The sequence below is a fragment of the Rubrivivax gelatinosus genome, assembly GCF_004340905.1.
GTDB lineage: Bacteria > Pseudomonadota > Gammaproteobacteria > Burkholderiales > Burkholderiaceae_C > Rubrivivax > Rubrivivax gelatinosus.
Map to the genome: position 1 here is coordinate 476,297 of NZ_SLXD01000002.1, position 16,275 is coordinate 492,571.

Genomic DNA, 16,275 nt, shown 5'->3' on the forward strand with positions numbered 1-16,275 from the left:
GCGGCCGCTCAGCCGCGCCGGGCCGCCCGGCGGCCCAGCCAGTTCAGCAGCACCGTGTACAGCTGGGCCGGCTCCACCGGCTTGGCGACGTGGTCGTCCATGCCGGCAGCCAGACAGGCCCGGCGGTCCTCGCCGAAGGCGTTGGCCGTCATCGCGATGATCGGCGTGGCCGCGTGCGCCGCCAGCGCCCGGATGCGGCGCGTGGCCTCCAGCCCGTCGACGCCGGGCATCTGCATGTCCATCAGGATCACGGCGTAGTCACCGCGTGCGGCCAGCGCCGCCGCCGCCTGGCCGTCGTCGGCAACGTCGACCTGCAGCCCCGCCATCTCGAGCAGCTCGCGGCCGACGTCCTGGTTCACCGGGTTGTCCTCGGCCAGCAGCACCCGCGCGCCGGCGAAACGCTGGCGCAGCTCGGCCTCGCCGTCGAGCGGCGCGGGGCCGGCGGCGGCCACCGGCACCCCGGCCGACAGCCGGACGCTGAACCAGAACCGGCTGCCTTCGCCGGGACCGCTGTCGACGCCGACATCGCCGCCCATCAGCGTCGCCAGACGCCGCGTGATCGCCAGCCCCAGCCCGGTGCCGCCGAAACGCCGCGCCATCGACGCGTCGCCCTGCGCGAAGGCGGTGAAGAGCTGCTCGCGCTTGCCCGGCTCGATGCCGATGCCGGTGTCGGCAACCGCGAACTCGAGCTTCATCGACTTGCCCTCGCGCTCCAGCAGCCGCACCTCCAGCGAGACACCGCCGCGCTCGGTGAACTTCACCGCGTTGCTGAGCAGGTTCAGCAGCGACTGCGACAGCCGCATCGCGTCGCCGTGCAGGGCGTCGGGCACGTCGCCGACGTCGACCTGCAGCCGCAGCGACTTGGCGGCGGCACGCTCGGCGATCTGCGCGGTGCAGCGCTGCACCAGCTCGCGCAGCGAGAAGTCGTGTTCGTGCAGTTCGAGCCGGCCGGCCTCGATCTTGGAGAGGTCCAGGATGTCGTTGAGCAGCACCAGCAGATGCTGGGCCGCCCCGTCGACACGCGCCAGGCGCTCGGCCGCCACTGGATCGTGGGCGTCGCGGCGCAGCAGGTGCGTGAAGCCGAGGATGGCGTTGAGCGGCGTGCGGATCTCGTGGCTCATGTTGGCCAGGAAGGCGCTCTTGGCCTGGTTGGCGGCATCGGCCTGCTCGCGCGCGGCCTCGAGTTCGGCGGTGCGGCTGGCCACCAGCATCTCCAGGTGGTGGCGGTGGCCGTCGAGCTCGCGTTCGAGGCGGCGGCGATCGGTCACGTCCTCGTTGACGGCGACGTAGTGCGTCACGCGGCCGTCCTCGCGCCGCAGCGGCGTGATGACCGCCGACTCGACGAACTCGGTGCCGTCCTTGCGGCGGTTGATGAACTCGCCCCGCCAGGTCTCGCCGGCCTGCAGCGTGCGCCACAACGAATCGATCGTCGACGCCGGCGTGCTCTCGGAGTGCACCAGCGCGGGCGTGCTGCCGATGACCTCCTCGCGCGTGTAGCCGGTGTGCGCGAGAAAGGCGCGGTTGACGTACTGGATGCGGCCCTCGGCGTCGGTGATCAGGATGCTGCTGGAGCTCTGCTCGACGGCCAGCGACAGCTCGCGCAGGCTGGCGTTGGCGGCCTCGGCGCGGGCACGCGCCGACAGCGCGTCCTGCATCAGCTGCTGGGCCTCGATCTGGCTGCGCCGCAGCGCGTCTTCGGAAGCGCGCCGGCGCGCGGCGGCGTCGTCGAGCAGACGGCGCACCGCGGCGATCTCGGCCACGCGGCTGACCGCGTCGGGCGAACCGGCCGGCGCGGCCAGCGAGCCGACGTCGCGGCCGAGCCGACGGCCGGCGAGCGTGCCGCCGAGCACGCCGATCAGCGTCGCACCGAGGATGCCGGCAACCAGCGGCAGCGCCTCGGCGAGCACCGCGTCGTACAGCACTTTCGGCGGCATGCGCGCCACGGCCTCCCAGCCCACGCGCTGCAACGGCGCATGGCGCCGCCAGCCGCCGTCGTCGCCGATGGGTTCGCCGCGCCGTGCGACGACGCCGCCCGCCGCATCACGCAGCTCGAGCGACCAGCCCGCGGGCAGCAGCAGGCGGTCCAGCAGCGGCTGGAACTGGCGCGCCTCGATCGTCGTCAGCAACGCCCGCGGCGGCAGGCCAGGCTGTTCGGGCATCGGAACGGCGACCATCACGATGGGCAGGCCGGCGATGGGCCCCAGGAACTGGTTGCCGACGACCGGGCGAGCGTCGCGCAGCGCGTGCAGCACCGTGTCCATCGCCGCGGGGCGTGGCAACGCGGGCTGCAGCACCTCCTGCGGCAGCCGGCTGTTGAGCAGCACGCGCCCCTCGGCGTCTGCCAGCAGCACGTGGCTGCCGAAACCGCGGGCGTAGCTTTCGCCCAGGCGGCGCAACTGGCCCAGCGACACCGACGGCTCGACACCCTGGGCCATCATCACGAGCCCGCCGATGCGCGAATCGAGCATCTGGTCGCTCAGCAGTGCCAGCCGCGCGACGATGCGCTCGGCGGCCTGCTGGCGCTGTTCGAGGCCGGACTGGATGCGGTGCACGGCCAGCCAGGCGCCCAGCAGCAGCATCGGCCCGACGCACAGCCAGATCAGGCGCCGCAGGTAGACGCGCAACGGCAAGGCCCTGCCCGCGGCCGGCGCGCGGCCCGGTGAAACGTCGGGGGCAGGGTCGCTCGACATGGACGGCGGTTGCGGCCGATCATAGGCAGGGCCTGGGCCGCCGGCGGCTCAGGCGCATCCCGTATCCCGAGACCGACATCCCCCGAGTGAACGACTCCATCACCTTGCCGCCGTCCTTCGTCGCGCTGTACCTGCCCGAAGGCCGCACCCGGCCCGAGCGGCCGCTGCGCGAGATCGCCGAGCGCCACGAACTCTGCGAAGACATGGCCCAGATGCTGGCCGAGCCGGCACGCATGCTGCCGCTGGCACTGGGCATCACCGAAGCCGACGTGCTCGAGCGCATGCGCGCCGTGGCCGGCGCCGAGGACACGGGCCTGCAGCCGGCCGAAGCCGGCTGGGTCGTGCGCCGGCTGGCCGAGGTGCTGGGCTGGCCGGATCCGGGCGCCTGAATCGGGCGCTCAGCGCACCAGGCCGTCGGCGCGAAGCGGCGCCAGGGCTTCCTCGTACAGCGCGAGGTACTCGCGCGCCGGCCCTTCCCAGGAGTGCTGCTGGGCCATCGCACGCGCGCGCAGCCGGGCCCACAGCGCGGGCTGGCGCCGCGCCTCGAGCGCCCGCTGCACCGCCTGCGCAAAGGCCTGCGGGCTGGGTGCGTCGAAGACGAAGCCGGTGGCGCGGTCCTCGGCCACGGCCGCGGCGCTGGCATCGACGACGGTGTCGGCCAGGCCGCCGACGCGGCGCACGATGGGCAGCGTGCCGTAGCGCAGGCCGTAGAGCTGGGTCAGCCCGCAGGGCTCGAAACGCGAAGGCACGGCGATCGCATCGGCGCCGGCGATCAGCCGGTGCGCGCGCGCCTCGTCGTAGCCGGTGAAGACCTGCGCCCGTCCCGGGAACTGCGCCTGCGCAGCGCGGAAAGCCGATTCCAGCACCGCATCCCCGGTGCCCTGGATCGCGAACTGCACGCCCTGCCCCAGCAGCTCGGGCAGCGCCGCGAGCACCAGGTCCAGGCCCTTCTGCGAGGTCAGGCGCGACACGATCGCGACCACCAGCGCCGCGTCGTCGAGGTCCAGCCCGGCCTCGGCCTGCAGGGCACGCCGGCAGGCGGCCTTGCCGTCGGGACGCGCGGCGTCGTAGGACGCGGCGAGTGCCGGGTCGGTGGCCGGATTCCAGACCGCGGTGTCGATGCCGTTGAGGATGCCGCGCACGTGCGCCGAGCGCGAGCGCACGACGCCGTCCAGGCCGCAGCCGAACTCGATCGTCGAGATCTCGCGCGCGTAGGTCGGGCTGACCGTCGTCACTCGGTCGGAGAACTTCAGCCCCGCCTTCATGAAGCTCAGCTGGCCGTGGTATTCCAGCCCGGCGGGCGACATCAGCCGGGAAGCCAGCCCCAGCGGCGCCCAGTCGTGCATCGGGAACAGGCCCTGATAGGCCAGGTTGTGCACGGTGTAGATCGACGCCGCCGGCGTCGCCGCGTGGTCGGCGATGTAGGCGCAGCTCATCGCCGCGTGCCAGTCGTGCGCGTGCACGACGTCGGGCGCCCATTCGGGGTCGGCGTCGCCGGCGGCCAGGTGCGCGGCGATCCAGCCCAGCAGCGCGAAACGCTGCAGGTTGTCCGGCCACTCCTCGCCGTGCGCGTTCTGGTAGGGGCTGCCGCCGCGTTTGTAGAGGTAGGGCGCCTCGACGACGTAGACCATCAGCCCGTCGCCGGGCAGCCGCGCGCGCAGCAGGCGCACGCGCAGCGCGCCGAAGCAGGCGCCGATGTCGATCACGCAGCGCAGGCCGCTGACCTGCTCCAGGATCGCCGGCAGGCCGGGCAGCAGCAGGCGCACGTCGGCGCCCTGCTGTGCCTGCGCCACCGGCAGCGCGGCCACCACGTCGGCCAGGCCGCCGGTCTTGACCAGCGGGAACACCTCGGCCGCGACGTGCAGCACCTTCATCGCGTGAGTCGTCATTGCAGCGCGCGCAGCATCTCCCGCGTGACGAGCACGATGCCGGATTCGGTACGGAAGAAACGCGCCGCATCGGCCGCCGGGTCCTCGCCGATGACCATGCCGTCGGGGATCACGCAGTCGCGGTCGACCACCACACGCGTGACCCGCGCGTGCCGGCCGATCTGCGCGCCGGGCAGCAGCACCGCCCAGTTGACCGCGGCGTAGGAGTGCACGCGCACCTGCGAGAACAGCACCGAGCGGTAGACCGCGCCGGAGACGATGCAGCCGCCGGAGACCATCGACTCGATGGCCAGCCCGCGCCGGTCGTCCTGGTTGTGCACGAACTTCGCCGGCGGCAGCTGCGGCTGGTAGGTCCAGATCGGCCAGTTGGTGTCGTAGAGGTTGAGCAGCGGGTCGGTCGCCGTGAGGTCGATGTTGGCGTCCCAGTACGCGTCGATCGTGCCGACGTCGCGCCAGTACGGGCCGGTGCCGGCACGCGTGCCGACGCAGCTCAGCTCGAACGGGTGTGCCACCGCGACACCGGCACGCACCATCTTGGGGATGATGTCCTTGCCGAAATCGTGGCTCGAGTTCGGGTCGGCCATGTCGCGCTCGAGCTCGCGGTACAGGTAGCGCGCGTTGAAGACGTAGATGCCCATGCTGGCGAGCGCGCGGTCGGGCTTGCCCGGCATGCACGGCGGGTCGGCCGGCTTCTCGACGAAGTCCAGGATGCGGCGGCTCTCGTCGACGTGCATGACACCGAAGGCGGTGGCGTCCATGCGCGGCACCTCGATGCAGCCGACGGTGCATTCGCGGCCCTGGGCCACGTGGTCGGCCAGCATCAGCGCGTAGTTCTGCTTGTAGACGTGGTCGCCGGCCAGGACGACCACATAGTCCGCCTTGTAGGCCGCCAGGATGTCCTGGTTCTGGTAGACCGCGTCGGCGGTGCCGCGGTACCAGCTTTCCTCGTCGACACGCTGCTGCGCCGGCAGCAGGTCGACGAACTCGTTCATCTCGGACTTCAGGAAGGCCCAGCCGCGCTGCAGGTGGCGCAGCAGGCTGTGGCTCTTGTACTGGGTGATGACGCCGATGCGGCGGATGCCCGAGTTCAGGCAGTTGGACAGCGCGAAATCGACGATGCGGAACTTGCCACCGAAGTACACCGCGGGCTTGGCGCGGTTGTCGGTGAGGTTCTTCAGACGCGTGCCGCGCCCCCCGGCAAGGACCAGCGCGATCGAACGACGCGGGAGGTCGAAGCTTGAGGCGGGATCGATGGGTTTCATGACTGTCTCCTGGCCGGTATGACGTTCGGTTGAAGCAACGGAATTACAAAGCAGGAACACGCCCCGTGCCGTCGCATGGCCAACGCGACGTCACGCCAGGGCGCGAAGATGGGGGGAGGAAATGACGCCAACGTGCTGTCGCGACTGCAGTTCGGCGCGTGTGCGTGGCTAGAATCGTTGTCGGACACCGAAAGCAGGCCGGCATTTTCTGTAGTTTTACTACACGACGATACCGACATCCGGCGTCGTCGCTCGCGCAAGCATCCCGGAAATCGGGGACGGCGCGGCACGGCACGGCGCATGCATCGGTGCCGGCCACCGGCCCCGTGTTCGCCCAACCGCTGCAGACCGCCATGAATACCTCGACTGCCGCCCTGACCGCCCCGGACCGATTCGAGGCCCAGGTCGACCGCCATCTGCTTTCCACCGTCGGCGTCGCGCCGGCCGATGCCTCGCACTCCGACATCATGCATGCGGTGGCGCAGGTGGCTCGCGAAGCATTGTCCCGCCGCTGGGTCGCCTCGGATGCGACAGATCGCAAAGCGCGTGCCCGCCGCGTCTGTTACTTGTCAATGGAGTTCCTGATCGGACGCACGCTGGGCAACGCCCTGGCCGCGCTCGGCATGGAAGGCGAGGCCGCCGCCGCGGCGCGCCAGCACGCCGCATCGTTCGAGGACGTCGCCGGCGCCGAACTCGACGCCGCGCTCGGCAACGGCGGCCTCGGCCGGCTGGCCGCATGCTTCCTGGACTCGATGGCCACGCTGGGCCTACCCTCGTTCGGCTACGGCATCCGCTACGAGTACGGGATGTTCGCGCAGGCGATCGCCGGCGGCCGCCAGGTAGAGCACCCGGACCCCTGGGTCGAGGACGGCACGCCGTGGGAGTTCCCGCGCCAGGCGGTGGCCTACCCGGTGCGTTTCGGCGGCTGGGTCGAGCACCCCGAGTCGCCGGCCGCCGCGCCGGTGTGGCGCCACGCCGGCCAGGTCAGCGCCAAGGCCTACGACATGGTGATCCCCGGCCACGGCACCGAGCGTGTCAGCACGCTCAGGCTGTGGAAGGCGGTGGCCCCGGCGCAGATCGACCTGCACGCCTTCAACAGCGGCGACTACCAGCGCGCGGCCGAGTACAAGAACCAGTTCGAGAACATCTCCTGGGTGCTGTATCCGAACGACAGCACGCCGGCCGGCCGCGAGCTGCGCCTGCGCCAGGAGTACTTCTTCACCAGCGCTTCGATCCAGGACATCGTCGCGCGCCACCTGGCCGAACACGGCCGGCTCGACAACCTCGCCGAACAGGTCGCGATCCACCTCAACGACACCCATCCCGCGATCGGCGTGGCCGAGCTGATGCGCCTGCTCGTCGACGAGCAGCGCCTGCCCTGGGCCGAGGCCTGGGCGCTGACGCGGCAGGTCTTCAGCTACACCAACCACACGCTGATGCCCGAGGCGCTGGAGACCTGGCCGGTGGCGCTGATCCAGCACGTGCTGCCGCGCCACCTGGAGATCATCTTCCGCATCAACCACGAGTTCCTCGTGACGGCAGCCAAGGCGCGCCCGGGCGACGACGCCTTCCTGCGCCGGCTGTCGCTGATCGACGAGAGCGGCGAGCGCCGCGTGCGCATGGCGCACCTGGCGGTGGTCGGCAGCCACAAGGTCAACGGCGTCTCGGCGCTGCACTCCCGGCTGCTGGTCGAGACGATCTTCGCCGACTTCGCGGCGCTGTGGCCCGAGCGTTTCATCAACATCACCAACGGCGTGACGCCGCGGCGCTGGCTGGCGCAGGCCAACCCGGGGCTGGCCGGGCTGCTCGACCGCACGATCGGCGACGGCTGGCGGCTGCACCTGGAGCAGCTGTCCAAGCTGGCGCCGCACGCCGCGGACGCCGCGTTCCGGCGCGAGTTCCTGGCCGTCAAGCACGCCAACAAGGTCCGCCTCGCCGACCACATCCGCACCGCCACGCGCGTCGTCGTCGACCCGGACAGCCTGTTCGACGTTCAGGTCAAGCGCATCCACGAGTACAAGCGCCAGCTGCTCAACGTGCTGCAGATCGTCGCGCGCTACCAGGCGATGCTGGCCGAGCCCGACCGCGACTGGGTGCCGCGCACCGCGATCTTCGCCGGCAAGGCGGCGTCGAGCTACGCGATGGCCAAGAACATCATCCGGCTGATCAACGACGTCGGCGCGGTCGTCAACCACGACTCCCGCCTGCGCGGCCGGCTCAAGGTGGTGTTCGTGCCGAACTACGGCGTCTCGGTGGCCGAGGTCATCATGCCCGGGGCCGACGTCTCCGAGCAGATCTCCACCGCCGGCACCGAGGCCTCGGGCACCGGCAACATGAAGCTGGCGATGAACGGCGCGCTGACCGTCGGCACCGACGACGGCGCGAACATCGAGATCCGCGAGAACGTCGGCGACGACAACATCTTCATCTTCGGCCTGAAGACGCCCGAGGTCGAAGCCACGCGTGCCGCCGGCTATCAGCCGCTGCGGATCTACGAAAGCAACCCGAAGCTCAAGGCGGTGCTCGACGCGATCGCCGGCGGCACGTTCTCGCCGGAGGAGCCGGCACGCTACCGCGGCCTGGTCGACTCGCTGCTGTGGGGCGGCGACCACTACCTGCTGCTGGCCGACTTCGACGCCTACTGCGAGGCGCAGGCCCGGGTCGACGCGCTGTACCGCGACCGCGACGCCTGGGCGCGCAAGGCGATCGCCAACGTCGCCGGGATGGGCATGTTCTCGTCAGACCGTACGATCGCCGAGTACGCACGGGAGGTCTGGCGGCTGCCGACCGACCGATAGTCCGTCACCGAGGGGCGCGATGATCGCCCCGCCGCCCTGCCCGTCCGAGGAGAACGCGTCTTGATGCTCGAGCCCCATGTCGTCGATCTGGTCTGCAGCGGGCGCCACGGCGATCCGTTCTCGGTGCTCGGGCCGCACGCCGACGAGACCGGCGCGACCTGGGTCCGGGCCTTCCTGCCGGGCGCGGCGGCGGTCGAGGCGCTGGGGGTCAAGGGCGGCCGGCGCGGCAAGCTCGCACAGCGCCACCCCGACGGTTTCTTCGAGGGCAGGCTGCGCACCGGCGGCACCTACCGCCTGGGCGTCACCTGGCACGACGGCAGCACGTCGGTGCTCGAGGACCCGTACCGCTTCGGGGCCGTGCTCGGCGAGATGGACGTCTGGCTGCTCGGCGAAGGCTCGCACCTGCGGCCCTTCGAGGTGCTGGGCGCGACGCCGCGCACTTTCGACAGCGTCGCCGGCACCGCGTTCGCGGTCTGGGCACCGAACGCCGAACGTGTCTCGGTCGTCGGCGACTTCAACTTCTGGGACGGCCGCCGCCACCCGATGCGGCTGCGCCGCGAATGCGGCGTCTGGGAGCTGTTCCTGCCCGGCGTGGGCACGGGCTCGCGCTACAAGTTCGAGATCCTGTCGCGTTCGGGCGAGTTGCTGCCGCTGAAGGCCGACCCGTATGCGCGCCAGTCCGAGCTGCGCCCGGCCACGGCCAGCGTCGTCGCGCAGATGCCGCTGCCGGTGCCACCGTCGTCGCAACGCCAGCACGCCAACGCGCTGGACGCGCCGCTGTCCATCTACGAGGTGCACCTGGGCAGCTGGCGGCGCAAGCCCGAGGACGGCAACCGCTGGCTGAACTGGGACGAACTCGCCGACGAGCTGATCGCCTACGCCCAGGACATGGGCTTCACGCACCTGGAGCTGCTGCCGGTCAGCGAGCACCCGTTCGACGGCTCCTGGGGCTACCAGCCGCTCGGGATGTACGCGCCGACCTCGCGTTTCGGCGACGCCGAAGGCTTCCGCCGCTTCGTCGACCGGGCGCACGAGGCCGGCGTCGGCGTGCTGCTGGACTGGGTGCCGGCGCACTTCCCCGGCGACGCCCACGGGCTGGCGCAGTTCGACGGCACCCACCTCTACGAGTACGCCGACCCGCGCGAAGGTTTCCACAACGACTGGAACTCGCTGATCTACAACTACGGCCGCACCGAGGTGCGCAACTTCCTCGTCGGCAGCGCGCTGTACTGGCTCGAGCGCTTCGGCGTCGACGGCCTGCGCGTCGACGCGGTGGCCTCGATGCTGTACCGCGACTACAGCCGCAAGGCCGGCGAGTGGATCCCCAACGTGCACGGCGGCCGCGAGAACCTCGAGGCCATCGCCTTCGTCAAGCGCACCAACGAGGTCATCGGCAACGAACGCGCGCAGGCGATCACGATCGCCGAGGAGTCGACCGCCTTCCCCTCGGTCTCGCGCCCGACCTACGCCGGCGGCCTGGGCTTCCACTTCAAGTGGAACATGGGCTGGATGCACGACACGCTGAAGTACATGGCGCGCGAACCGGTGCACCGGCGCTTCCACCACGGCGAGATGACCTTCGGGCTGATCTACGCCTTCCACGAGAACTTCATCCTGCCGCTCTCGCACGACGAGGTCGTGCACGGCAAGGGCTCGTTGCTGGGCAAGATGCCGGGCGACCGCTGGCAGCAGTTCGCCAACCTGCGCGCCTACTACGGCTTCATGTGGGGCCACCCGGGCAAGAAGCTGCTGTTCATGGGCGGCGAGTTCGCCCAGCAAGCCGAGTGGAACCACGACCAGAGCCTGGACTGGCACCTGCTCGGTGACGAGCAGCACGCCGGCACGCAGCGCCTGGTGCGCGACCTGAACCGCCTGTACCGCGGCAGCCCGGCGCTGTACACACGCGACTTCAGCGGCGACGGCTTCGAGTGGATCTGCCACGACGCCGCCGACGAGAGCCTGCTGAGCTTCGTGCGCCGTGGCCGCGACGGCCAGCTGATGCTGGTGGTCAGCAACTTCACGCCGGTCGTGCGCCACGGCTACCGCGTCGGCGTGCCGGCGGCCGGGCGCTGGATCGAACGCCTGAACACCGACTCGGGCTACTACGGCGGCGGCAATGTCGGCACGCCGTACGGCGCCGCGGCCAGCGAGCCGCAGCCCTGGCAGGGCCGCGACCAGTCGATCGTCGTCACGATCCCGCCGCTGGCCACGGTGTTCTTCGAATGGACCGCCTGAACGGCATGCTCCAGGCCGGCCGCTCGTGGCCGCTGGGCGCGAGCTGGGACGGCCACGGCGTCAACTTCGCGGTCTTCTCGGCACACGCCGTGGCCGTGGAGCTGTGCCTGTTCGACGCCGAGGGCGCGCACGAGATCGCCCGCGCGGCCCTGCCGGCGCAGAGCGCCGACGTCTGGCACGGTTACCTGCCCGGCGCCAAACCGGGGCTGATCTACGGCCTGCGCGCCCACGGCCCCTGGCGTCCGGAACGTGGCCACCGCTTCAACCCGCACAAGCTGCTGCTGGACCCCTGGGCACGCGAGATCGTCGGCAGCTTCGACTGGAACGGCCCGCACTTCGCCAACGACCGCGAACATCCGCTGGACCTGGACCTGCACGACAACGCCCGCCAGGCGCTGAAGGCGCGTGTCGTGCACGACCACGTCGACTGGCACGGCGACCGCCATCCGCGCACGCCGCTGGCCGACACCGTGATCTACGAGCTGCACGTCAAGGGCTTCACGCGCCGCATGCCCGGCGTGCCCGAGGCGCTGCGCGGCAGCTACGCCGGGCTGGCCTCGGATGCGGCCATCGCCCACCTGCGCCGGCTCGGCGTCACCGCCGTCGAGCTGCTGCCGGTGCACCAGCACCTGGACGAGCAGCGGCTGGCCGCCAGCGGGCTCGGCAACTACTGGGGCTACAACACCGTCGGCTTCTTCTGCCCCGAGCCACGCTACGCCGCCACCGGCCACCCGCGCGACGAGTTCCGCACGATGGTGCGGCGACTGCACGCCGCAGGCATCGAGGTCATCCTCGACGTCGTCTTCAACCACACCGCCGAGAGCGACGAACACGGGCCGACGATCAGCTGGCGCGGCCTGGACAACGCCAGCTGGTACCGGCTGCCCGCCGAGCAGCGCTCGGCCTACGAGAACATCACCGGCACCGGCAACGCGCTGGACCTGCGCCAACCGCGCGTGCTGCAGATGGTGCTCGACAGCCTGCGCTACTGGGTGCAGGAGATGCACGTCGACGGCTTCCGCTTCGACCTCGCGCCGGTGCTGGCGCGCGGCGACTGGGGTTTCGAGGCCTCGGGCGGCTTCTTCAAGGCGCTGGCGCAGGACCCGGTGCTCGCCGGCGCCAAGCTGATCGCCGAGCCCTGGGACCTCGGCCCCGGCGGCTACCAGCTCGGCCACTTCCCGAGCGACTGGCTGGAGTGGAACGACCGCTTCCGCGACTGCGCACGTGCCTTCTGGCTCGGCGGGGATTGCACGCGTGGCGAACTCGCGCTGCGCGTGGCGGGTTCGTCGGACATCTTCCAGGCGCGGCGCCGGCCGCCCACCGAGTCGGTGAACTACGCCGTCTCGCACGACGGTTTCACGCTCGCCGACCTGGTGAGTTACGACTTCCGCCACAACGAGGCCAACCTCGAGGGCAACCGCGACGGCCATGGCCACAACCTGAGCTGGAACTGCGGCGTCGAGGGCCCGAGCGACGACCCCGACGTGCTGCGCCTGCGCCAGCGCCTGCAGCGCGCGCTGCTGGCCACCGTGCTGCTGTCGCAGGGCACGCCGATGCTGGCGGCCGGCGACGAGCTCGGCCACACCCAGCACGGCAACAACAACCCGTACTGCCAGGACAACGAGACGACGTGGATCGACTGGAGCCGCGCCGACGAGGCCCTGATCGCCTTCACCGCCCACGTCATCGCGCTCCGGCGGCGCTACCTGCCGCTGTCGCAGCGCTGGTACACCGGGCTGCAGGACATGCGCGGCCGCCACGACCTGAGCTGGCTGCGCCGCGACGGGCAGGTGATGTCGCTGGCCGACTGGAACGACCGCGTCTCGCGCGTGCTCGGCGCCTACATCGGCGCCCCCGGGCGCACCGACTCGCCGCTGCTGCTGCTGGTCAACGCCGTCGATGCCGACACCGGATTCCGGCTGCCGCCGGGCGACTGGCACGCCGAACTCGACACCGCCGAGCCCGACGGCCGCAGCCGCTGGCGCGGCAGCAACGTCGACTTCCCGCTGCGCGCACGCAGCCTCGTCCTGCTGCGCAACGCCGCGGCCTGACCCGGAGGGCACGATGCGACTTCCCCGATCGAGCGGGATCCTGCTGCACCCCACCTCGCTGCCCGGCCCGCACGGGTCGGGCGACCTGGGGCCGGCGGCCTACCACTTCGTCGACTGGCTCGCCAGCGCCGGCCAGCGCCTGTGGCAGGTGCTGCCGCTGGGGGGCATCGGCCCCGGCGACTCGCCCTACATGAGCCCGTCGGCGTTTGCCGGCAACGTGCTGCTGATCGACCTGGGCGAGCTGCACGGCCAGGGCTGGCTCGACACGGCCGACCTGGAGCCGGCTCCCGGGCTGTTCGCCACCCACGTCGACTACCGGGCCGTCACCCGCTTCCGCATGGAACGCCTGGCGCGCGCCGCGGCAGGATTCGCCGCGTCGGCCAGCGAGACGTCGCGCGCGGCCTTCGACGCCTTCTGCGAGTCGCACCGCGACTGGCTCGACGATTACGCGCTGTTCATGGCCCTGAGCGAGGCCCACGAAGGCGTCGACTGGTGCGACTGGGCCCCCGGCCTGGCGTTGCGCCGCCCCGGCGCGCTCGGCGCGGCGCGCCGCGCGCATGCCGAGCGCATCGGCTTCTGGCGCTTCTGCCAGTGGAACTTCTTCCGCCAGTGGGCGCAGCTGCGCGAGTACGCGGCGCGCAAGGGCGTGAGGATCGTCGGCGACGCGCCGATCTTCATCGCCCACCACAGCGCCGACGTCTGGTCCCGGCCGGGACTCTTCGAGCTCGACGCCGAAGGCCGGCCGACCGTCGTCGCCGGTGTGCCGCCGGACTTCTTCAGCGCCACCGGCCAGCGCTGGGGCAACCCGGTGTACCGCTGGAGCGCGCACGCCGCGGACGGTTACGCCTGGTGGATCGAGCGGCTGCGGCGCAGTTTCGAACTCTTCGACCTGGTGCGCATCGACCATTTCCGCGGGTTTGCCGCTCACTGGGAGATCCCGGCGTCGGAGCCGACGGCGGTCAACGGCCGCTGGGTGCCGGGCCCGGGAGAAGCACTGTTCAAGACCGTGGAGCAGGCGCTGGGCGTGCTGCCGCTGCTGGCCGAGGACCTGGGCGTCATCACGCCCGACGTCGAGGCGCTGCGCCGGCGTTTCGAGTTCCCCGGCATGCTGATCCTGCAGTTCGCCTTCGGCGGCGACGCGGCCAACCGTTACCTACCCCACAACCACGAGCACGACGCCGTGGTCTACACCGGCACGCACGACAACGACACGGTGACGGGCTGGTGGGCCGGTGCGTCCGACCGCGAACGCCATTTCGCCCGCGGCTACTTCGGCGTCGACGGCCACGACATGCCGTGGACGCTGATCCGCGCCGCCTGCATGAGCGTGGCCGACACCGCGATCCACCCGATGCAGGACGTGCTCGGCCTGGGCGGCGAACACCGCATGAACCGCCCCGGCGCCGACGAAGGCTGCTGGCGCTGGCGCTTCCAGTGGCACGACGTGCAGCCCTGGCACGGGCGCCGGCTGCAGGAGTTCTGCCGCCTCTACGGGCGACTGCCGGCCGCCTGAGGAGCCGGCGGCCACGGCCGAGAAAAAAGGGCGCCCGAGGGCGCCCTTCGTGTCTCGTGTGCCGAAGACTCAGCGCACGACGGCGATCTGCTCGCGCTTGCCCGCCTTGTAGGTGTAGAGCGTCAGGGCGCCGTTCTTGATGTCGCCCTTCTCGTCGAAGGAGATCGTGCCCGTCACGCCGTCGTAGCCGCTGGTCTTGGCCAGCACCGGCAGGTACTTGGCCGGGTCGGCGGAACCGGCCTTGACCATCGCGTCGGCCATCACCATCGTGGCGTCGTAGACGTACGGGGCGTAGATCTGGACGTCGGCGTTGAACTTCTTCTTGAAGTCGGCCTTGAACTTGTCGAGCTTGACCTTGCCCGCGCCGTCCACACCGCCGGCTTCGGCGCAGAAGACCTGGCTGTCGGCCATCGTGCCGGCGGCCAGCTTGGGCAGCTCGCCCGAGCAGATGCCGTCGCCGCCCATGAACTTGGCGGTGATGCCCAGCTGCTTCATCTGGCGCAGCATCGGGCCGGCCACGGCGTCCATGCCGCCGAAGAAGATGACGTCGGGCTTCTTGGCCTTCAGGCCGGTCAGGATGGCGGTGAAGTCGGTCGCCTTGTCGTTCGTGAACTCGCGGCCGACGACGTTGCCGCCGGCGGCCTTCACGCCCTTGGCGAACTCCTCGGCGACACCCTGGCCGTAGGCCGTGCGGTCGTCGATGACGGCGATGTTCTTGCCCTTGAGTTCGGTGACGGCGTACTTGCCCAGCGTGCCGCCCAGATGCACGTCGTCGGCGACGACGCGGAAGGTCGTCTTGTAGCCGTTACGCGTGTACTTGGGGTTGGTGGCCGACGGGCTGATCTGCGGAATGCCTGCATCCGAATAGATCTTCGAGGCCGGAATCGTGGTGCCCGAGTTCAGGTGGCCGATGACACCGTTGACCTTGCTGTCGACGAGCTTCTGCGCCGCGGCGGTGCCTTGCTTCGGGTCGGCCGCATCGTCTTCGGCCAGCAGTTCCCACTTGACCTTCTTGCCGCCGATCGTCGCGCCCTTGGCGTTGAGCTCGTCGATGGCCATGCGGGCGCCGTTCTCGTTGTCCTTGCCCAGGTGCGCGATGCCACCGCTGGTCGGACCGACGTGGCCGATCTTGACGACCATGTCCTGGGCGTACACCGCGCCGGTCATCAGGATGGCGGCCGCGCCGACGACCACATTGAGCTTGAATTGCATGCTGGAAAGCCTCCGGTGAAGGTTGTCGATTGACTCGACACTAAGGATGTAAGCGCTTGGAACAACAATACTCGAAAAGCACCTGTCGCCGACTCCGTGACAGCCCGCGGACGACAAGCGGCGTTTCGGTGCCGCTACAACGCAACAGCCGTGCCCTGAAGAGACAGGGTAAGTGCCTAGTTATTCGCCGCCGAATGGTGCGTCGGCACCATTCCATGCGCTTTCCAGGTGCGCCAGCGCTCGCGCGCCGCACCGGCTTCGTCCGGCGTGTCGCCGACGATCTCGATGACGCGCACAAAGCGTGCAGCCGACACGGGGACTTCGGCGCCCAGGTTCAGGAGGATGTCCGGCGCCTCGGCCGGGGGCTCGCCGTCGACGAGCCAGATCGGCGTGCGCGCGGCCTGCGCCGTCCCGGCGTTGGCCGCGCTCACGCGCAGATGGGGCACGAAGTCGCGTTCGTCGAAGGTCCACAGCGCGCGGTCCAGCGCCGCGAGCGCAGGCCCCGGCGCCGTGACGACGACACGCGCGCCCTGGCGGCAGGCCTTGCGCAGCATCCGGCACGCGAAGCCCAGCGGCTCGGCGATGCCGGTGTGGAAGACGACCTCGGCCACGGCCCCGCGCCGGA

The 16,275-nt window shown here is 70.9% G+C and carries 10 protein-coding genes; 5 read left to right on the top strand and 5 right to left on the bottom strand.

Annotated features, from left to right (window positions below; translation table 11 throughout):
• Window positions 1-8 precede the first annotated feature (8 nt).
• Window positions 9-2,624, bottom strand: a complete 2,616-nt coding sequence (locus EV684_RS05385; protein ID WP_243651053.1) for a PAS domain-containing hybrid sensor histidine kinase/response regulator — start codon at window positions 2,622-2,624, stop codon at window positions 9-11.
• A gap of 152 nt (window positions 2,625-2,776) precedes the next feature.
• On the opposite strand from EV684_RS05385, the gene EV684_RS05390 reads away from it, so the two are divergent.
• Window positions 2,777-3,079 (top strand): ATPase with chaperone activity, encoded by a 303-nt coding sequence (locus tag EV684_RS05390; RefSeq protein ID WP_132645170.1) that lies wholly within the window; start codon window positions 2,777-2,779, stop codon window positions 3,077-3,079.
• A gap of 9 nt (window positions 3,080-3,088) precedes the next feature.
• Here EV684_RS05390 and glgA read toward each other — a convergent pair whose 3' ends face one another.
• Together glgA and glgC are read right to left on the bottom strand one after the other, a co-directional pair.
• Window positions 3,089-4,564 carry a glycogen synthase GlgA gene (glgA, locus tag EV684_RS05395; protein ID WP_132645221.1) on the bottom strand — a complete coding sequence of 492 codons (1,476 nt, stop codon included), beginning with the start codon at window positions 4,562-4,564 and terminating at the stop codon, window positions 3,089-3,091.
• A gap of 11 nt (window positions 4,565-4,575) precedes the next feature.
• Complete coding sequence (gene glgC, locus EV684_RS05400; protein ID WP_132645171.1) at window positions 4,576-5,841, bottom strand: glucose-1-phosphate adenylyltransferase; 1,266 nt, start codon at window positions 5,839-5,841, stop codon at window positions 4,576-4,578.
• A gap of 353 nt (window positions 5,842-6,194) precedes the next feature.
• On the opposite strand from glgC, the gene EV684_RS05405 reads away from it, so the two are divergent.
• From EV684_RS05405 to malQ, 4 genes are all read left to right on the top strand, one after another.
• The gene (locus EV684_RS05405) at window positions 6,195-8,639 is read left to right on the top strand and encodes a glycogen/starch/alpha-glucan phosphorylase (protein ID WP_132645172.1); all 2,445 of its coding nucleotides are present in this window, start codon (window positions 6,195-6,197) and stop codon (window positions 8,637-8,639) included.
• Between the two features lie 63 nt (window positions 8,640-8,702).
• Complete coding sequence (glgB, locus tag EV684_RS05410) at window positions 8,703-10,874, top strand: 1,4-alpha-glucan branching protein GlgB (RefSeq protein ID WP_132645173.1); 2,172 nt, start codon at window positions 8,703-8,705, stop codon at window positions 10,872-10,874.
• Window positions 10,862-12,925: a glycogen debranching protein GlgX gene (glgX, locus tag EV684_RS05415; protein WP_132645174.1), complete on the top strand. Its 2,064-nt coding sequence runs from the start codon at window positions 10,862-10,864 to the stop codon at window positions 12,923-12,925. The genes glgB and glgX overlap by 13 nt, the downstream gene beginning before the upstream one ends.
• Window positions 12,926-12,938: 13 nt before the next feature.
• Window positions 12,939-14,438 (top strand): 4-alpha-glucanotransferase, encoded by a 1,500-nt coding sequence (gene malQ / locus EV684_RS05420; RefSeq protein WP_132645175.1) that lies wholly within the window; start codon window positions 12,939-12,941, stop codon window positions 14,436-14,438.
• A gap of 69 nt (window positions 14,439-14,507) precedes the next feature.
• On the opposite strand, the gene EV684_RS05425 is transcribed toward malQ, so the two are convergent.
• Both EV684_RS05425 and EV684_RS05430 read right to left on the bottom strand, forming a co-directional pair.
• Complete coding sequence (locus EV684_RS05425; protein ID WP_132645176.1) at window positions 14,508-15,650, bottom strand: branched-chain amino acid ABC transporter substrate-binding protein; 1,143 nt, start codon at window positions 15,648-15,650, stop codon at window positions 14,508-14,510.
• A gap of 176 nt (window positions 15,651-15,826) precedes the next feature.
• Window positions 15,827-16,261: a DNA polymerase III subunit chi gene (locus EV684_RS05430; protein ID WP_132645177.1), complete on the bottom strand. Its 435-nt coding sequence runs from the start codon at window positions 16,259-16,261 to the stop codon at window positions 15,827-15,829.
• Between the last annotated feature and the right edge of the window lie 14 nt (window positions 16,262-16,275).